General features: G+C 58.3%; 29 protein-coding genes and 1 rRNA gene. All 30 read left to right on the top strand.

All coding sequences use genetic code 11. The annotated features are described in order from the left end of the window. Positions 1 to 392 (top strand): EF-Tu C-terminal domain-related protein (locus tag A39O_RS35940; RefSeq protein ID WP_020508543.1); only part of this gene is annotated, 392 nt, incomplete at its 5' end. Between the two features lie 4 nt (positions 393 to 396). After that, positions 397 to 708: a 30S ribosomal protein S10 gene (rpsJ, locus tag A39O_RS0131075; protein ID WP_020508542.1), complete on the top strand. Its 312-nt coding sequence runs from the start codon at positions 397 to 399 to the stop codon at positions 706 to 708. Positions 709 to 718: 10 nt separating this feature from the next. Next, the gene (rplC, locus tag A39O_RS0131070; RefSeq protein ID WP_020508541.1) at positions 719 to 1,372 is read left to right on the top strand and encodes a 50S ribosomal protein L3; all 654 of its coding nucleotides are present in this window, start codon (positions 719 to 721) and stop codon (positions 1,370 to 1,372) included. A 2-nt stretch (positions 1,373 to 1,374) separates the two neighbouring features. Beyond that, complete coding sequence (gene rplD / locus A39O_RS0131065; protein WP_026199882.1) at positions 1,375 to 1,986, top strand: 50S ribosomal protein L4; 612 nt, start codon at positions 1,375 to 1,377, stop codon at positions 1,984 to 1,986. A 23-nt stretch (positions 1,987 to 2,009) separates the two neighbouring features. Further along, the gene (gene rplW / locus A39O_RS0131060; RefSeq protein ID WP_020508539.1) at positions 2,010 to 2,306 is read left to right on the top strand and encodes a 50S ribosomal protein L23; all 297 of its coding nucleotides are present in this window, start codon (positions 2,010 to 2,012) and stop codon (positions 2,304 to 2,306) included. A gap of 28 nt (positions 2,307 to 2,334) precedes the next feature. Beyond that, positions 2,335 to 3,162 carry a 50S ribosomal protein L2 gene (gene rplB, locus A39O_RS39795; protein ID WP_083925007.1) on the top strand — a complete coding sequence of 276 codons (828 nt, stop codon included), beginning with the start codon at positions 2,335 to 2,337 and terminating at the stop codon, positions 3,160 to 3,162. A gap of 20 nt (positions 3,163 to 3,182) precedes the next feature. Further along, the gene (gene rpsS / locus A39O_RS0131045; RefSeq protein WP_026199881.1) at positions 3,183 to 3,461 is read left to right on the top strand and encodes a 30S ribosomal protein S19; all 279 of its coding nucleotides are present in this window, start codon (positions 3,183 to 3,185) and stop codon (positions 3,459 to 3,461) included. Positions 3,462 to 3,475: 14 nt separating this feature from the next. After that, a complete protein-coding gene (rplV, locus tag A39O_RS0131040) occupies positions 3,476 to 3,808 on the top strand; it encodes a 50S ribosomal protein L22 (protein WP_020508535.1) in 333 nt (110 codons plus the stop codon). A 17-nt stretch (positions 3,809 to 3,825) separates the two neighbouring features. Next, complete coding sequence (gene rpsC, locus A39O_RS0131035) at positions 3,826 to 4,503, top strand: 30S ribosomal protein S3 (RefSeq protein WP_020508534.1); 678 nt, start codon at positions 3,826 to 3,828, stop codon at positions 4,501 to 4,503. Between the two features lie 2 nt (positions 4,504 to 4,505). Continuing rightward, positions 4,506 to 4,919 (top strand): 50S ribosomal protein L16, encoded by a 414-nt coding sequence (gene rplP, locus A39O_RS0131030; RefSeq protein ID WP_020508533.1) that lies wholly within the window; start codon positions 4,506 to 4,508, stop codon positions 4,917 to 4,919. Next, positions 4,919 to 5,119, top strand: coding sequence for a 50S ribosomal protein L29 (gene rpmC / locus A39O_RS0131025; RefSeq protein ID WP_020508532.1), 201 nt, complete (start codon positions 4,919 to 4,921; stop codon positions 5,117 to 5,119). Before rplP ends, rpmC begins: the two co-directional genes overlap by 1 nt. Then, positions 5,116 to 5,376 (top strand): 30S ribosomal protein S17, encoded by a 261-nt coding sequence (rpsQ, locus tag A39O_RS0131020; protein WP_020508531.1) that lies wholly within the window; start codon positions 5,116 to 5,118, stop codon positions 5,374 to 5,376. Before rpmC ends, rpsQ begins: the two co-directional genes overlap by 4 nt. 74 nt (positions 5,377 to 5,450) lie before the next feature. After that, on the top strand, positions 5,451 to 5,819 hold the full coding sequence (gene rplN / locus A39O_RS0131015) for a 50S ribosomal protein L14 (RefSeq protein WP_020508530.1): 369 nt from the start codon (positions 5,451 to 5,453) through the stop codon (positions 5,817 to 5,819). A gap of 13 nt (positions 5,820 to 5,832) precedes the next feature. Beyond that, positions 5,833 to 6,150, top strand: coding sequence for a 50S ribosomal protein L24 (rplX, locus tag A39O_RS0131010; RefSeq protein WP_026199880.1), 318 nt, complete (start codon positions 5,833 to 5,835; stop codon positions 6,148 to 6,150). A 45-nt stretch (positions 6,151 to 6,195) separates the two neighbouring features. After that, positions 6,196 to 6,735: a 50S ribosomal protein L5 gene (rplE, locus tag A39O_RS0131005; protein ID WP_026199879.1), complete on the top strand. Its 540-nt coding sequence runs from the start codon at positions 6,196 to 6,198 to the stop codon at positions 6,733 to 6,735. A gap of 24 nt (positions 6,736 to 6,759) precedes the next feature. After that, positions 6,760 to 7,065, top strand: coding sequence for a 30S ribosomal protein S14 (gene rpsN / locus A39O_RS0131000; protein ID WP_020508527.1), 306 nt, complete (start codon positions 6,760 to 6,762; stop codon positions 7,063 to 7,065). A gap of 98 nt (positions 7,066 to 7,163) precedes the next feature. Next, positions 7,164 to 7,559: a 30S ribosomal protein S8 gene (gene rpsH, locus A39O_RS0130995; RefSeq protein WP_026199878.1), complete on the top strand. Its 396-nt coding sequence runs from the start codon at positions 7,164 to 7,166 to the stop codon at positions 7,557 to 7,559. A 12-nt stretch (positions 7,560 to 7,571) separates the two neighbouring features. Further along, the gene (gene rplF / locus A39O_RS0130990) at positions 7,572 to 8,105 is read left to right on the top strand and encodes a 50S ribosomal protein L6 (RefSeq protein WP_026199877.1); all 534 of its coding nucleotides are present in this window, start codon (positions 7,572 to 7,574) and stop codon (positions 8,103 to 8,105) included. A 12-nt stretch (positions 8,106 to 8,117) separates the two neighbouring features. After that, positions 8,118 to 8,474 (top strand): 50S ribosomal protein L18, encoded by a 357-nt coding sequence (rplR, locus tag A39O_RS0130985; protein ID WP_020508524.1) that lies wholly within the window; start codon positions 8,118 to 8,120, stop codon positions 8,472 to 8,474. 10 nt (positions 8,475 to 8,484) lie between these two features. Then, complete coding sequence (rpsE, locus tag A39O_RS0130980; RefSeq protein ID WP_020508523.1) at positions 8,485 to 8,991, top strand: 30S ribosomal protein S5; 507 nt, start codon at positions 8,485 to 8,487, stop codon at positions 8,989 to 8,991. 3 nt (positions 8,992 to 8,994) lie between these two features. Continuing rightward, complete coding sequence (gene rpmD, locus A39O_RS0130975; RefSeq protein ID WP_026199876.1) at positions 8,995 to 9,186, top strand: 50S ribosomal protein L30; 192 nt, start codon at positions 8,995 to 8,997, stop codon at positions 9,184 to 9,186. A gap of 1 nt (position 9,187) precedes the next feature. Next, positions 9,188 to 9,622, top strand: coding sequence for a 50S ribosomal protein L15 (gene rplO, locus A39O_RS0130970; protein WP_020508521.1), 435 nt, complete (start codon positions 9,188 to 9,190; stop codon positions 9,620 to 9,622). A gap of 15 nt (positions 9,623 to 9,637) precedes the next feature. After that, entirely contained in the window at positions 9,638 to 10,990 is a 1,353-nt protein-coding gene (gene secY / locus A39O_RS0130965) for a preprotein translocase subunit SecY (protein ID WP_026199875.1), read from the top strand. A 28-nt stretch (positions 10,991 to 11,018) separates the two neighbouring features. Beyond that, the gene (gene rpmJ, locus A39O_RS39790) at positions 11,019 to 11,132 is read left to right on the top strand and encodes a 50S ribosomal protein L36 (protein WP_083925006.1); all 114 of its coding nucleotides are present in this window, start codon (positions 11,019 to 11,021) and stop codon (positions 11,130 to 11,132) included. Between the two features lie 84 nt (positions 11,133 to 11,216). Continuing rightward, positions 11,217 to 11,573, top strand: a complete 357-nt coding sequence (gene rpsM, locus A39O_RS0130960) for a 30S ribosomal protein S13 (RefSeq protein WP_020508519.1) — start codon at positions 11,217 to 11,219, stop codon at positions 11,571 to 11,573. A 37-nt stretch (positions 11,574 to 11,610) separates the two neighbouring features. Then, a complete protein-coding gene (gene rpsK / locus A39O_RS0130955) occupies positions 11,611 to 12,000 on the top strand; it encodes a 30S ribosomal protein S11 (RefSeq protein ID WP_020508518.1) in 390 nt (129 codons plus the stop codon). Positions 12,001 to 12,015: 15 nt separating this feature from the next. Beyond that, positions 12,016 to 12,636 (top strand): 30S ribosomal protein S4, encoded by a 621-nt coding sequence (rpsD, locus tag A39O_RS0130950; RefSeq protein ID WP_020508517.1) that lies wholly within the window; start codon positions 12,016 to 12,018, stop codon positions 12,634 to 12,636. A gap of 25 nt (positions 12,637 to 12,661) precedes the next feature. After that, the gene (locus A39O_RS0130945; protein ID WP_020508516.1) at positions 12,662 to 13,675 is read left to right on the top strand and encodes a DNA-directed RNA polymerase subunit alpha; all 1,014 of its coding nucleotides are present in this window, start codon (positions 12,662 to 12,664) and stop codon (positions 13,673 to 13,675) included. A 21-nt stretch (positions 13,676 to 13,696) separates the two neighbouring features. Next, complete coding sequence (rplQ, locus tag A39O_RS0130940; protein WP_026199874.1) at positions 13,697 to 14,083, top strand: 50S ribosomal protein L17; 387 nt, start codon at positions 13,697 to 13,699, stop codon at positions 14,081 to 14,083. A 525-nt stretch (positions 14,084 to 14,608) separates the two neighbouring features. Then, positions 14,609 to 14,741: ribosomal RNA gene (locus A39O_RS0130935) — 16S ribosomal RNA — on the top strand; the annotation flags it as partial.

Raw genomic sequence — 14,741 nt, 5'->3', positions numbered from 1 at the left:
TGCTCGATCAAGGGCAGGCCGGCGACAACATCGGCGTGCTGCTGCGCGGGACCAAGCGGGAAGACGTGGAGCGCGGTCAGGTCCTGGCCAAGCCCAAGAGCATCAANCCGCANACGCATTTTGAGGCTGAGGTGTACGTGTTGTCGAAGGAAGAGGGCGGGCGTCACACCCCGTTCTTCAACGGCTACCGTCCGCAGTTCTACTTCCGGACCACGGACGTGACGGGCGCCTGCACCCTGCCCGAAGGCATCGAGATGGTGATGCCGGGGGACAACGTGAAGATGGTGATCAAGCTGATCGCCCCGATCGCCATGGAAGACGGGTTGCGCTTCGCCATCCGCGAGGGCGGTCGGACCGTCGGCGCCGGTGTGGTTGCGAAGATCATCGAGTAGTTTGATGAATAACCAAAGAATCCGTATTCGCCTGAAGGCTTTTGATCATCGTCTGATCGATCAGTCGGCGCGTGAGATTGTCGATACCGCCAAGCGCACCGGCGCTCAGGTTCGTGGTCCCGTGCCCCTGCCTTCAAAGAAAGAACGTTGGACGATTCTGGTCTCCCCACACGTGAACAAGGACGCGCGGGACCAATACGAACTGCGTACACATAAGCGTCTGATGGACATTGTCGATCCTACCGACAAGACTGTCGACGCTCTGATGAAATTGGATCTGGCGGCGGGCGTCGACGTCCAGATCAAGCTGAGCTGAGGGCGGAACGATGGCGATCGGAGTTATCGGGCGCAAGGCCGGCATGACCCGTATCTTTGCCGAGGGTGGAGAGTCCATCCCGGTAACGGTGATTGAGGTCCCGCCAAACCGGGTGAGCCAAGTCAAGAGTGCGGAAACAGACGGTTATCGCGCGGTGCAGGTCGCTTTCGGCACCCGCAAAGCCTCGCGGGTCAACAAGCCGACGGCAGGTCATTACGCTAAGGCAGGTGTCGAGGCCGGTGAGTGCCTGGGCGAGTTCCGCCTCGAAGAGACTGAGGGCACCGAAATCAACGTTGGTGACGAAATTTCAGTCGGAATCTTTGCGCCGGGCCAGCAGGTTGACGTGCGCGGCGTGACAAAGGGGCGGGGTTTCGCCGGCGGTGTTCGTCGTCATCATTTCCGCACGCAAGACGCGACTCACGGCAATTCCGTGTCGCATCGCGCACCTGGTTCGATCGGGCAGAATCAAAGTCCGGGCAGGGTTTGGAAGGGTAAGCGCATGGCGGGTCATCTTGGCGCTGTCAACCGCTGCCAACAGAGCCTGGTCGTTGTGCAGGTCGATGCAGAGCGTAACCTGTTGTTGGTCCGTGGTGGTGTACCCGGCCCCACGGGCGGGCGTCTCATCGTCGTTCCGTCCGTGAAGTGCAAGAACAAGGGCCAATGATCATGGATCTCGCGATACGAAACGCCTCCGGCAATGGCAGCGTTCAGGTCTCGGATGCCGTTTTCGGCGCCGAACTGAAGCCAGGGTTGATTCATCAGGTCGTCACCGCGTATCTGGCGGGCGCCCGATCCGGCACCAAGGCCCAGAAGACCCGTGCCGAAGTGTCCGGCGGTGGCCAAAAGCCCTGGCGGCAAAAAGGGACCGGTCGGGCGCGTGCAGGTACGACTCGGGGTCCACTTTGGCGCGGCGGTGGTGTGACCTTCGCGGCTCGCCCCCGGGACTACTCCCAGAAGGTCAACCGCAAGATGTATCGTGGCGCGGTGTGCTCGATCCTTTCGGATCTTGCGCGCGCGGGGCGCTTGCTGGTTGTTTCCGAGTTTCGGGTGAATGCACCCAAGACAAAGGAACTCATCGAGCAACTGAGGATCCTTGGGGTAAGCGACTGCCTCATCCTCACCGATGGGCTGGACGAAAATCTCTATCTGGCGGCGCGGAACTTGATGGGCGTGGATGTGATGTCCGCCCAGGAAGTGGACCCGGTGAGCCTGATCGCCTTTGAGAACGTGGTGGCGACCGAAGGCGCCGTCAGGAAACTGGAGGAGCGTTTGCTATGAACCCTGGGATTAACCACGCGGGGATGAATAAAGAGCGCCTCATGAAAGTCTTGCTGGGGCCCTTGGTCTCGGAAAAGAGTACCATGATGGGCGAACTCGCCGGGCAATATGCCTTCCGCGTTGTCGGCGATGCCAATAAGCGCGAGATCGGACGCGCCGTCGAACTGTTGTTCGAGGTCGAAGTAGCTGGTGTCCAGGTACTGAACGTCAAAGGTAAAGTGAAGCGTCTCGGAAAACGGCTGGGTCGGCGTCAAGATTGGCGCAAGGCGTACGTCCGTCTGAAACCGGGCCACAACATCGACTTCGGCGGCGGCGCCTAGCCCGGCCGGACCAAGCGGATAGAAGAAGATGCCAATCGTCAAGTCAAAACCGACCTCCGCCGGGAGACGCTTCGTCGTCAGGGTGGTCTCACCTGACCTCCATAAGGGTGATCCCTACCAGCCCTTGCTGGAGAAGCAGACGCGTCATGGTGGACGCAATAACGCGGGGCGTATCTCGGTTCGTCACCAAGGTGGTGGTCACAAGCAGCACTACCGGATTGTCGATTTCAAGCGAAAGAAAGACGGCATCCCCGCGGTCGTGGAGCGATTGGAATATGACCCGAATCGGAGCGCCCACCTGGCGCTTCTTAAGTATGCTGACGGTGAGCGTGCCTATATCATTGCGCCGAAGGGCGTCAAGGCCGGTAGTCAGGTACAGTCGGGCGAAGGTGTGCCGATTGTGGTCGGGAATTGCATGCCGTTACGGCATGTTCCGGTCGGTGCGCAGGTGCACTGTATCGAGATGCGGCCAGGCAAAGGGGCGCAACTGGCGCGATCGGCAGGTACATCCGCGCAGTTGGTTGCGCGTGAGGGTGATTACGCGACGGTGCGCCTGCGCAGCGGCGAAATGCGCAAGGTTCATACCGACTGCCGCGCTGTCATCGGCGAAGTCGGAAACTCCGAGAACAACCTGCGCAAGCTTGGTAAAGCTGGCGCTACACGCTGGCGTGGCGTCCGTCCTACGGTTCGCGGCGTCGTCATGAATCCTGTTGATCATCCCCACGGTGGCGGCGAGGGCCGGACTTCCGGAGGTCGTCATCCGGTGACACCATGGGGTGTTCCGACCAAGGGTTATAAGACACGTAAGAACAAGCGGACAGACAGCATGATTGTGCGTCGTCGCGGCCGTAAGTAACTAAGGCGAGGTTTCTGCAAGTGCCACGTTCAGTTCGAAAAGGACCCTTTGTGGATCACCACCTGGCAAAGAAGGTGGGGGAAGCGGTCGCGCAAAACAGCAAGCGACCTATCAAGACGTGGTCGCGCCGCTCGATGGTGCTTCCCGAGATGGTGGGTTTGACAATCGCGGTCCATAACGGGCGTCTGCACATTCCGGTGCTCGTCAACGAAAACATGATTGGCCATAAACTCGGCGAATTTGCGCTGACCCGGACTTACCGGGGTCACGCGGCCGACAAAAAGGCGAAGAAGAAGTAGGCGGGGTGGGAGAGATGCGAGCCGAAGCCAAACTGAAGTATGCCCGAATTTCGGCGCAAAAGGCCCGATTGGTCGCTGACCAGATCCGCGGCCAGCGCGTCGAGCATGCACTCCAAATTCTCGCCTTCAGTACCAAGAAAGGCGCTGAGTTAGTGAAGAAGGTGCTGGAGTCCGCGATTGCGAACGCAGAGCACAATGCCGGTGCGGATATCGATGAGCTCAAGGTAGAGTCGATCCAGGTCAACGAAGGGCCGACCATGAAGCGGATCATGCCGCGAGCGAAAGGCCGTGCCAATCGCATCATGAAGCGGACTAGCCATATTACCTTGACGGTCGCGGAAGCCTGAGGGGATAGGAGAGCAACATGGGACAGAAAGTTCATCCGACTGGTTTTCGCCTGGGCATCGTCAAAGACTGGACGTCAAAGTGGTATGCGAATACCCGCGACTATGCCGATATGCTCAATAAGGATCTGATGGTTCGCGCTTTCTTGAAGAAAGAGTTGGCGAGTGCATCCGTCAGCCGTATTCAGATCGATCGGCCGGCCAAGAATGCCCACATTACCATTCACACCGCCCGTCCAGGCGTGGTGATCGGCAAGAAAGGCGAGGATATCGATAAGCTGCGTGCAAAGGTCTCCGGAATGCTCGGGGTCCCCGTTCACATCAGCATCGAGGAGATCCGCAAGCCTGAGCTGGATGCACAGCTTGTCGCGGAAGGCATCGCGCAACAGCTTGAGCGCCGGATCATGTTTCGCCGGGCAGTAAAGCGTGCTTTGCAAAACACGATGCGTCTCGGTGCCGAAGGTATCAAGGTCAGCGTCGCCGGGCGCCTGAACGGTGCCGAGATCGCTCGTAGCGAGTGGGCACGCGAGGGGCGGGTGCCGCTCCACACGCTTCGCGCCGACATCGATTATGGGTTTGCGGAGGCGGGAACGACCTATGGCGTTCTTGGCGTTAAGGTCTGGATCTTCAAGGGTGAGGTGTTCGGTGACCAGCTCCCCGAGGAGCCGGTGGCGAAACCGGCCGGTAGGAGGGGATAAACATGCTGCAACCCAAGCGCACGAAGTTCCGTAAACAGCAGACTGGTCGCAATCGCGGTCTGGCGCAAAGTGGAAATCGCGTCTCCTTTGGAGAGTTCGGTCTCAAAGCGATCGGGCGCGGACGTCTCACTGCGCGACAGATTGAGGCAGCACGCCGGGCCATCAGCCGAAAGGTCAAGCGCGGCGGGAAGTTGTGGATTCGGGTCTTTCCGGACAAGCCGGTATCCAAGAAGCCCTTGGAAGTCCGTATGGGCAAGGGCAAGGGCAACGTTGAGTACTGGGTCGCCTTGATCCAACCTGGCAAAGTCCTCTACGAGATAGAGGGTATCAGCGAGGACTTGGCCCGTGAAGCATTTCAGTTGGCGGCGGCCAAGCTGCCGATACAGACCACCTTTGAGAGACGGACGATTTTGTGATGAAGGCGAAAGAGCTACGTACCAGCAGTACCGAAGCGCTGCAACAGCAGCTGGAGGGGCTGCTGCGTGAACAGTTCAACCTGCGCATGCAGCGAGGTGTGGGGCAACTCACTCGTCCTTCTCGCATGAAGGCGGTTCGGCGTGACATCGCACGGGTTAAAATGGTCATGGCAGAGCAGACTGCGGGCGGTAAATCATGAGCGAAGCGACAAGCGAGAACCGAACCCTAAGTGGTCGGGTCGTCAGCAGTGCGATGGATAAGACCATCACTGTCCTGATCGAGCGTCGGGTTAAGCACCCGCTCTACGGGAAGTTTCTGACACGCTCTACGAAGATCCACGCTCATGACGAAGCGAATGCCTGCGGCGAGGGCGATTTAGTCCGCGTGGAACAGTGCCGACCTTTGTCGAAGACCAAATCGTGGCGCTTGATCGAGATCGTCGAGAAAGTGCGTTAGATCTGCTGTCGTCCCGGCGGGTCAGTGTCTAACGTAGTGCCGGTCGTCGCCCTCAAAATACCAGGTAGAGAACAATGATTCAGATGCAAACCAATCTGAGCGTCGCTGATAATAGCGGTGCCCGGAGCGTCATGTGCATCAAGGTGCTCGGCGGGTCGCATCGGCGCTACGCTGGCATCGGAGATGTGATTAAGGTGACTGTAAAAGACGCGATTCCGCGCGGCAAGGTCAAGAAAGGCGACGTCTACAACGCCGTCGTAGTGCGGACCCGCAAGGGTGTCCGGCGGCCTGACGGCTCGTTGATCCGGTTTGACGGGAACGCGGCGGTGCTGCTGAATAATCAATTGCAGCCGATCGGTACGCGTATTTTTGGGCCGGTCACACGTGAACTCCGGGGGGAGCGGTTCATGAAGATCATTTCACTTGCTCCCGAAGTGCTCTGAGGAGTCGCTGGTCATGCAAAAGATTCGAAAGAATGACGACGTGATCGTCATCACCGGAAGAGATAAAGGGAAGCGGGGCACGGTGTTACGCGTCGTCGATGAGGATCATGTACTCGTCGAGAACGTGAACATGGTCAAGAAGCACCAGAAGCCCAACCCGCAAAAGGGCGAGGCGGGTGGTATTGTCGAGAAGCCGATGCCCCTACAGATATCGAATGTCGCGCTCTATAACCCGCAGAAAGGCCGCGGGGACCGGGTGGGTTTTAAGATTCTGGAAGACGGCCGCAAGGTTCGGGTGTTCAAATCGAATGGCGAAGTAGTCGACGTCTGATTCGCAGCGTCGTTGAGCCCGCCCCGGTAATGAGTAAATAGCGAAATGTCCAGATTGCAGTCCGTCTACCGCGAGCGCATCGTCGGAGAGTTGAAGGAGCGGTTTAGTTACCGCAGCGTCATGCAGGTCCCGCGCATCGAAAAGATCACGCTCAACATGGGCGTTGGAGAAGCCGTTGCCGACAAGAAGGTGATGGATTTCGCAGTTGCCGACATGCGCGCTATCGCCGGGCAACAACCGATTGTCACCATGGCGCGATTGTCGGTTGCCGCGTTCAAGATTCGGGAGGGGTGGCCGGTCGGCTGCAAGGTGACGTTGCGGCGGGAGCGGATGTACGAGTTTCTTGATCGGCTGATCAATATCGCGGTGCCGCGTATCCGGGACTTCCGGGGTTTGAGCCCCAAGGCGTTTGACGGGCGCGGTAACTATTCGATCGGCGTCAAGGAGCAGATCATGTTTCCTGAGATCGATTATGACAAGATCGACGCGTTGCGCGGACTCGACATCACGATTACTACCTCGGCACGCACGGACGAAGAAGGCCGTGCGCTGCTGGAAGCGTTCAACTTTCCGTTCCGGACCTGAAGCGGGACCTTACAAGGAATAACGATGGCAAAAACCAGCATGATCGAGCGCGATCGTCGTCGCACCGAGATTGTCGCCAAATACGCTACGAAGCGTGCGGCCTTGAAATCGGTGATCAACGACCGGGCGTCAACTTCTGAGCAGATCGACGAGGCGGTGCTGAAGCTCCAAAAGCTTCCACGTGACGCAAGCCCTACGCGGCAGATGCGGCGTTGTCGGATCACCGGGCGTCCCCACGCGGTCTACCGGAAGTTCGGCCTCTCGCGGAACAAACTGCGAGAGGCTGTGATGCGGGGCGACGTTCCTGGTGTCGTTAAGGCAAGTTGGTAGGATAGTTCGGCTCGGGCTCGTCCGGGTCGCTGTCAGATTCCGGGTATCGCACCATGCAGGTGGACTGACCCCCCCACGTGTGTCTTGAGGAGAAGCACATGAGTATGTCGGATCCGATTGCGGATATGCTGACACGCATCCGTAATGGTCAGCAGCGCGGCAAGATCACGATCGTGATGCCATCGTCCAAACAGAAGTTCGCCATCGCGACCTTACTCAAGGAAGAGGGCTATATTGCCGACGCACAAGTCGAGACAGTTGATGAGAAGGCAAGACTGGTTGTTCGACTGAAGTATTTTCGGGGTAAACCCGTGATCGAGTTCCTGAAGCGGGTCTCCCGGCCTGGGTTGCGTGTTTACCGCGGTCAAGACGCATTACCGACGGTGTGGGGCGGCTTAGGGGTGGCGATCATTTCGACCTCGCGTGGGCTGATGACTGACCGCGCGGCCCGGCAGACTGGTCATGGCGGCGAGATCATCGCCTACGTGGCTTAAGGAGATCAGCAAATGTCACGAGTTGCAAAGGCACCGATCACCGTGCCGAAAGGAGTGATGGTCGAAATCGCTGGTCAGTCGGTTAAGGTTCAAGGCACCAAGGGTTCCTTGGAGTGGACAGTGCATCCGACGGTGTCGGTCCAGCTTGAGGACGGAATCATCAGCGTTTCCCCGGCGGCCGGGCAGCCGCAGGGATGGGCGATGGCAGGGACGACGCGGGCCGTACTCAACAACATGGTGGTTGGCTGTGGCATCGGATTCTCACGGAAACTGACGCTGGTCGGTGTCGGCTATCGGGCGCAGGCGAAGGGAGATGTCTTGAATCTCAGCTTGGGATTCTCGCATCCTGTCGACTACCCGGTGCCGGGGGGAATTAAGATCGAGACCCCAAGTCAGACTGAGATCATTGTTAGCGGGGCCGATCGGCAACGCGTGGGGCAGGTCGCGGCGGAGATCCGCGCCTATCGGCCGCCGGAGCCCTACAAGGGCAAGGGTGTTCGTTACGCGGACGAAGACGTCTTGCGTAAGGAAGCCAAGAAAAAGTAGGGGTTTAAGACAATGGACAAGAGAAAAGCACGTTTGCGCCGCGCAGCCAAGACCCGCGCGAAGATTCGGGAATTGGGTGTCTATCGGCTCTGTGTTCATCGGACGCCCCAGCACATTTATGCACAGATCATTGCTCCGGACGGAGCCCATGTTGTTGCCAGCGCGTCTACGATAGACAAGGAGTTTCGCCTCACGATTTCCGGGCACAAGGGTAATTCCGGTGCCGCGGTGTTGGTCGGGAAAGCGATCGCGGAGCGTGCTTTGTCGAAGGGAATCGCCGAGGTGGCATTCGATCGCTCGGGGTTTCGCTATCACGGGCGTATGAAGGCGCTTGCGGATGCGGCTCGTGAGAGCGGACTGAAATTCTAGGGGCTGCACCATGTCAAATTTTAACACCAAGCCGGAAGGCGATGGCCTTCTGGAAAAGCTGGTCAACGTTAATCGCGTTGCCAAAGTGGTCAAGGGTGGCCGTCAGTTCGGTTTTGCGGCACTGACCGTGGTCGGCGACGGCAAAGGGCGCGTTGGCTTCGGTCGTGGTAAGGCGCGTGAGGTGCCGGTCGCGATTCAGAAAGCGATGGAGAGTGCCCGCAAAAACATGATCGACGTGAAGCTTCGGGGCAATACCCTGCAGTATCCCTTGCACGGGCGACATGGAGCCGCGAAGGTTTTCATGCAACCCGCATCCGAGGGTACGGGGATTATCGCCGGCGGAGCGATGCGGGCAGTGTTCGAGGTGCTCGGCGTGCAGAATGTCCTGGCCAAATGTATCGGTACCAATAACCCCGTCAACGTGGTACGTGCCACTGTGCAGGGATTGAAGGCCATGAGTGACCCCGAGAGCATCGCCGCGAAGCGCGGTAAGACCGTCGAGCAGATCCTGGGGTAGATGATGTCAGACAAGAAGATGATGAAAGTGAAGCTGGTCCGCAGCATGCACGGGCGTCTGACAGCACACAAGGCGAGTGTCCGCGGCCTCGGTCTGCGACGGATGCATCAAGTGGTCGAGGTGGAGGATACCCCGTGTACACGCGGCATGGTGAACGCCGTGTCATACATGGTCAAGGTTGTCGAGGAGGCGTGACATGCGACTTAATGAACTCAGCCCGAGCGACGGCAGCAAGCAAGCGCCGAAGCGCCGCGGTCGTGGTATCGGCAGCGGACTCGGAAAGACCGGCGGCAGGGGGCACAAGGGTCAAAAGTCCCGCGCCGGCGGATTCCACAAGGTAGGTTTCGAGGGCGGCCAGATGCCGTTGCAGCGGCGCCTGCCGAAAATGGGTTTTCGTTCACGGACTGCGCAAAGCCGCGAAGAAATCCGCCTTAATGAGCTCAAGCATATCGACGGCGATATTGTGGACTTGGACGCGCTGCGTAAGGCGGGGTTGATCAATCGGGCGACTTTAGTCGCAAAGATCATCGCCTCCGGCGAGGTCGATCGTGCGCTGACGATACGCGGTGTCGGTGTCACCAAGGGTGCCCGAGCCGCGATCGAGGCGGCCGGCGGCAAGGTCGAGGACTAACACAGGTCCCTTTGGATGGCTAAGAACCCCTCATCGTTGGGACAGACCCTGGGCGGAATGGGACGGCTGACCGAACTCAAACAGCGGCTGCTCTTTCTGGTCGGCGCGCTTCTTGTGTACCGTATCGGCACCTTTATCCCGGTGCCCGGGGTTAACCCCGAGGCACTGGCCATTCTGTTTGAGCAGAACAAGGGCTCCATGCTGGACATGTTCAACATGTTCTCGGGAGGCGCACTGGAGCGAGCGAGCCTCTTCGCGCTTGGGGTCATGCCCTATATCTCTGCGTCGATCATCGTGCAGTTGATGTCATCCGTCATTCCGCAGCTTGAACAGCTAAAGAAAGAGGGAGAGCAAGGCCGACGCAAGATCACGCAGTACACGCGCTATGGAACAGTCGTTCTGGCCACGTTCCAGGCAATCGGCATATCGATCGCTCTGCAAGGCCAGAGTGCCGGTGGGACAGCGCTCGTGAGCCAGGCGGGAACGGGGTTCCTGGTCACGGCGGCGGTATCCCTGGTCACGGGGACGATGTTCCTGATGTGGCTTGGCGAGCAGATCACCGAGCGCGGTATCGGCAACGGGATATCCATGATTATCTTTTCCGGGATTGTGGCCGGCCTGCCGGCGGCCCTGGGCGGAACTTTGGAACTCGTGCGCACCGGGGAGATGAACGCACTCGCGGTGTTGGCGATCTTCGCCATGGTGATTGCGGTGACCGCGTTCGTGGTATTCGTCGAGCGAGGGCAACGCCGTATCACCGTGAACTACGCGCGGCGCCAACAAGGACGCAAGTTGATGCAGGCGCAGAGTACACATCTGCCGCTCAAGATTAACATGGCCGGTGTCATTCCACCGATCTTCGCGTCCAGTATCATTCTGTTTCCCGGTACCTTGGGACAGTGGCTAGGCAGTAATGAGAATATGCGATGGATCGCTGACATAACATCGAAGCTCTCTCCCGGTGAGCCGATCTATGTCATTCTTTACGCCTCGGCGATCGTCTTTTTCTGCTTTTTCTACACGGCGTTGGTGTTCAACGCCCGCGAGACGGCCGATAACCTGAAGCGCTCCGGTGCCTTCATTCCGGGAATTCGTCCCGGCGAGCAAACCGCGCGATATATCGATACGGTCATGACCCGACTGACGGCCGTGGGCGCCATTTACATCACCGCGGTGTGCTTGCTGCCCGAGTTTCTCATCGTCGGATACAATGTGCCGTTTTATTTCGGCGGCACTTCACTTCTGATCGTGGTGGTCGTTGTGATGGACTTCATGGCCCAGGTGCAGGCCCACCTCATGTCCCACCAATATGAGGGGTTGATGAAGAAGGCTAACCTTAAGGCGCCCGGCGCCGGGCTGCTGCGCTGATGGGGCGCATGAATCGCTAGGAGACAAGATGAAAGTACGTGCATCGGTGAAGAAACTGTGTCGTAACTGCAAGATCGTACGGCGTAACGGGATCGTTCGGGTCATCTGCAAGGACCCCAGGCACAAGCAGCGTCAGGGCTGATGGCATGGGGATTGACTGCGATGTCGTTTCTGTTATAATGCGCGGTTTACCGCTGATAAAATTTGGTTTCGAGGGTTCAGTGCAATGGCCCGTATAGCCGGCGTCAATATTCCAGATAAGAAACATACGGTGATCGCGCTCACTGCGATCTTCGGTGTTGGTCGGGTCCGCGCTGGCGAGATTTGCGATTCCGCAGCCGTACCACGCGATACCAAAGTCCAGAGCCTTACAGAAGAGGAAGTGGACAGACTTCGCGTGGAAGTCGCGAAGTACACTGTTGAGGGCGACCTTCGTCGCGAGATCTCAATGAATATCAAACGCTTGATGGACCTCGGCTGTAATCGCGGGATTCGCCATCGGCGAGGGCTCCCGCTGCGCGGACAGCGTACCCGAACCAACGCACGGACCCGTAAGGGGCCGCGCCGTCCCATTAAGCGTTAAGGCAGCGAACGTGCTGTCCACCGGCTGGTAAAGGCGAATGGCTAAACCAACTCGAACCGTTAAGAAAAAGATCCGGAAGCAGGTCGCGGATGGTGTCGCTCACATCCATGCATCGTTTAACAATACGATCATCACGATTACCGATCGTCAGGGAAACGCCCTGACATGGGCAACCTCGGGTGGCTCGGGTTTCCGCGGATCACGTAAGAGCACACCGTTCGCAGCTCAGGTCGCGGCTGATAAAGCCGGTCAGGCAGCGAAGGAATATGGGCTGCGAAATCTGGACGTCAATGTGAACGGCCCAGGTCCCGGCCGTGAGTCCGCGGTCCGCGCATTGAACAACGCCGGCTTTAAGATCACCAGCATCACCGATGTGACGCCGATCCCGCATAACGGCTGCCGTCCGCCTAAGAAGCGGCGTGTTTGAGGGAGCAATAAGATAATGGCACGTTACACAGGCCCTACCTGTAAGCTTGCGCGTCGCGAAGGCACCGACCTCGGGCTCAAGAGCCGCGCTCGCTCACTTGATACGAAATGCAACCTGGAGAAACAACCGGGTCAAGCGGGAGATCGGCGTCGCCGCCTCTCTGATTACGGTGTCCAGCTTCGTGAAAAGCAGAAGGTGCGGCGCATCTACGGGCTACTGGAGAAGCAGTTCCGGAATTATTACCGCAAGGCGGCCCAGTCCAAGGGAGCGACGGGCGAAAACCTGCTGCAGATGCTCGAACGGCGGCTCGATAATGTCGTGTTCCGTATGGGATTCGGCTCGACACGCTCCGAGGCGCGTCAACTGGTATCGCACAAAGGCATCCTTGTTAACGGCCGAGTAGTCAACGTGGCATCCTATCCGGTTGCCCCGGAAGATACGGTGGAAGTCCGGGAAGCGGCGAAAAAGCAAGTTCGCGTACAAAACGCAATGGCTTTAGCCGAGCAATACGGTTTCCTCGACTGGGTAGAGGTTGATTTAAAGGCTCTGAAAGGTGTTTTCAAGCGCGTTCCGGACCGTTCGGATCTGCCTGCCGACATCAACGAGTCTTTGATCGTCGAGCTTTACTCCAAGTAAGGAGTGACCGCAAGGGGGTATTGGAATGAGTGAGGCTATCGGCGAATTTCTGCGCCCGCGTATCGTACAGGTGGAGCCGGTCGACGGCAGCGCCAGTCATGCGCGGGTCTCCCTGGAGCCGTTGGAGCGGGGATTTGGTCACACACTCGGCAATGCGCTCCGCAGAGTTTTGTTGTCCTCGATGTCCGGGTGTGCGGTCACTGAGGTTGAGATCAATGGTGTGCTGCACGAGTACACCACGCTGGAAGGTGTGCAGGAAGACGTACTCGAGATTCTTCTGAATTTGAAGAATCTCGCAATTACGCTGAGCGGTAAAGACGAGGCCACCTTTGCACTGAGTAAAAAGGGGCCGGGCACCGTGACCGCGGCAGATATTGACCTGGGGCATTCCGGCGTTATCGCCAACCCGCACCTGGTTATTGCCAACCTGACGACCGATGCCGAACTCAGCATGACCTTGACCGTGCGTCGCGGCATTGGTTACGTTCCTGCGATACAAAGGGAAATCGAGGGGGGCGAGGATCGGCCGATCGGAAAGCTGACGCTGGATGCGTCATTCAGTCCGGTGCGTAAAGTTGCCATCGAGGTGCAATCGGCGCGGGTCGAACAGCGGACGGATCTCGATCGGCTGGTTATCGATCTGGAGACCAATGGCACTTTGGACCCGAAGACCGCGATTCAACGGTCTGCGGAAATATTGCGCGACCAGCTCGGGAGTTTCGTGGCGCTGGATCCCTCGCTTCCGCGGGATGTCGCGGCTCAAGAGCCCGCGCCGGGTCCGACCATTGACCCGATCTTGTTGCGTCCTGTCGATGATCTGGAACTGACCGTTCGGTCTGCCAATTGCCTCAAGGCAGAGAACATCTATCTGATCGGGGATCTCATTCAGCGAACGGAAGTGGAATTGCTGAAGACACCGAATCTTGGTAAAAAATCGCTCACTGAGATCAAGGATGTTCTTGCTACTCGTGGTTTGTCGCTCGGGATGCGCCTGGAAAACTGGCCTCCCGAGAATATCGATGAACTGAGCATTCGCTAACAGATACTTGGATCACGGACCATGCGTCACCGTAAAGCCGGAAGGCACCTAAATCGCACCAGTTCGCACCGGGGAGCCATGTTCCGCAATATGACGGCATCGCTCTTTCGGCACGAACTGATCAAGACCACGCTGCCAAAGGCCAAAGAGTTGCGTCGGGTTGCGGAGCCACTGATCACGCTGGCTAAGAACGATTCCGTTCACACGCGGCGCCTGGCATTCGCGCGCCTGCGGGACAAGGAAGTCGTAGGAAAGCTATTCGTGGAACTTGGGCCGCGTTATCTGGAACGCCCCGGCGGTTATCTGCGTATTTTAAAGTGCGGCTTTCGGACCGGTGATGCCGCGCCGATGGCGTACGTCGAATTGGTCGGGCGGCCGGAGCGGGCAGAGGCGGTGGAAGAAGATTGAGCAAGCCTCCGGGTTGTTGATGAGGAGCGTTTGTGACATCTATCGAGATCGCCGGCGATCAGGTTTGATGGTGACTTTGCCTTAAAGCGTGTTGGAGAGGAAAAACCTACGCTATGGAGTTAAGCGTAAAGTGACGAAAGCGAGTTGACTGTCGGCAAGGATGATGTACAATAGTCGGCTCGCTAAGGAGAAGCAGACAAAACGGACGGAACAAAGCGGCGGGGTGCACGAAAAAGGAGTTTGACACGGAGCCGAACGGATGTAGAATAGTCGGCTTGCTGTGATGGAAGCGCGGCGGTGTTGAAGGGAGGTTAGCCGGGGTGGTTGACAACGCGGCGGGACGCTGTAGAACTTGAGAGCTGCGCCGCGGTTGGTGGCGCGCGAGAAGCAGATCTTTAACAATTCGTTTAGATAACTTGTGTGGGTGCTCTGGCGTCTCTGGAGAGTTCTAGAGATAGCGACGAGCATCTTCGATGAGAAGATTCCGTCGAGCAGGATTGGCCGCGTAAGCGGTTGAAAGAGACTGAACTGAAGAGTTTGATCCTGGCTCAGATTGAACGCTGGCGGCATGCCTAACACATGCAAGTCGAACGCGAAAGTCCTTTGGGGCGAGTAGAGTGGCGGACGGGTGAGTAATGCGTGGGAATCTGCCTGGCAG

It is taken from the genome of Lamprocystis purpurea DSM 4197 (assembly GCF_000379525.1).
Taxonomy (GTDB): domain Bacteria; phylum Pseudomonadota; class Gammaproteobacteria; order Chromatiales; family Chromatiaceae; genus Thiodictyon; species Thiodictyon purpureum.
This window is presented reverse-complemented; position numbering and strand designations above follow the sequence as displayed.

Coding starts and splice junctions, on each gene's coding strand:
- rplC (WP_020508541.1), top strand. CDS start 719: ATGGCGATCGGAGTTATCGGGCGCAAGGCCGGCATGACCCGTATCTTT.
- rpmD (WP_026199876.1), top strand. CDS start 8,995: ATGTCAGACAAGAAGATGATGAAAGTGAAGCTGGTCCGCAGCATGCAC.
- rplN (WP_020508530.1), top strand. CDS start 5,451: ATGATTCAGATGCAAACCAATCTGAGCGTCGCTGATAATAGCGGTGCC.
- secY (WP_026199875.1), top strand. CDS start 9,638: ATGGCTAAGAACCCCTCATCGTTGGGACAGACCCTGGGCGGAATGGGA.
- rpsM (WP_020508519.1), top strand. CDS start 11,217: ATGGCCCGTATAGCCGGCGTCAATATTCCAGATAAGAAACATACGGTG.
- rplE (WP_026199879.1), top strand. CDS start 6,196: ATGTCCAGATTGCAGTCCGTCTACCGCGAGCGCATCGTCGGAGAGTTG.
- rplQ (WP_026199874.1), top strand. CDS start 13,697: ATGCGTCACCGTAAAGCCGGAAGGCACCTAAATCGCACCAGTTCGCAC.
- rplB (WP_083925007.1), top strand. CDS start 2,335: ATGCCAATCGTCAAGTCAAAACCGACCTCCGCCGGGAGACGCTTCGTC.
- rpsJ (WP_020508542.1), top strand. CDS start 397: ATGAATAACCAAAGAATCCGTATTCGCCTGAAGGCTTTTGATCATCGT.
- rpsH (WP_026199878.1), top strand. CDS start 7,164: ATGAGTATGTCGGATCCGATTGCGGATATGCTGACACGCATCCGTAAT.
- rplX (WP_026199880.1), top strand. CDS start 5,833: ATGCAAAAGATTCGAAAGAATGACGACGTGATCGTCATCACCGGAAGA.
- rpsN (WP_020508527.1), top strand. CDS start 6,760: ATGGCAAAAACCAGCATGATCGAGCGCGATCGTCGTCGCACCGAGATT.
- rpmJ (WP_083925006.1), top strand. CDS start 11,019: ATGAAAGTACGTGCATCGGTGAAGAAACTGTGTCGTAACTGCAAGATC.
- rpsD (WP_020508517.1), top strand. CDS start 12,016: ATGGCACGTTACACAGGCCCTACCTGTAAGCTTGCGCGTCGCGAAGGC.
- rplD (WP_026199882.1), top strand. CDS start 1,375: ATGGATCTCGCGATACGAAACGCCTCCGGCAATGGCAGCGTTCAGGTC.
- rplV (WP_020508535.1), top strand. CDS start 3,476: ATGCGAGCCGAAGCCAAACTGAAGTATGCCCGAATTTCGGCGCAAAAG.
- A39O_RS0130945 (WP_020508516.1), top strand. CDS start 12,662: ATGAGTGAGGCTATCGGCGAATTTCTGCGCCCGCGTATCGTACAGGTG.
- rplO (WP_020508521.1), top strand. CDS start 9,188: ATGCGACTTAATGAACTCAGCCCGAGCGACGGCAGCAAGCAAGCGCCG.
- rplR (WP_020508524.1), top strand. CDS start 8,118: ATGGACAAGAGAAAAGCACGTTTGCGCCGCGCAGCCAAGACCCGCGCG.
- rpsQ (WP_020508531.1), top strand. CDS start 5,116: ATGAGCGAAGCGACAAGCGAGAACCGAACCCTAAGTGGTCGGGTCGTC.
- rpsK (WP_020508518.1), top strand. CDS start 11,611: ATGGCTAAACCAACTCGAACCGTTAAGAAAAAGATCCGGAAGCAGGTC.
- rplW (WP_020508539.1), top strand. CDS start 2,010: ATGAATAAAGAGCGCCTCATGAAAGTCTTGCTGGGGCCCTTGGTCTCG.
- rplP (WP_020508533.1), top strand. CDS start 4,506: ATGCTGCAACCCAAGCGCACGAAGTTCCGTAAACAGCAGACTGGTCGC.
- rpsC (WP_020508534.1), top strand. CDS start 3,826: ATGGGACAGAAAGTTCATCCGACTGGTTTTCGCCTGGGCATCGTCAAA.
- rpsE (WP_020508523.1), top strand. CDS start 8,485: ATGTCAAATTTTAACACCAAGCCGGAAGGCGATGGCCTTCTGGAAAAG.
- rplF (WP_026199877.1), top strand. CDS start 7,572: ATGTCACGAGTTGCAAAGGCACCGATCACCGTGCCGAAAGGAGTGATG.
- rpmC (WP_020508532.1), top strand. CDS start 4,919: ATGAAGGCGAAAGAGCTACGTACCAGCAGTACCGAAGCGCTGCAACAG.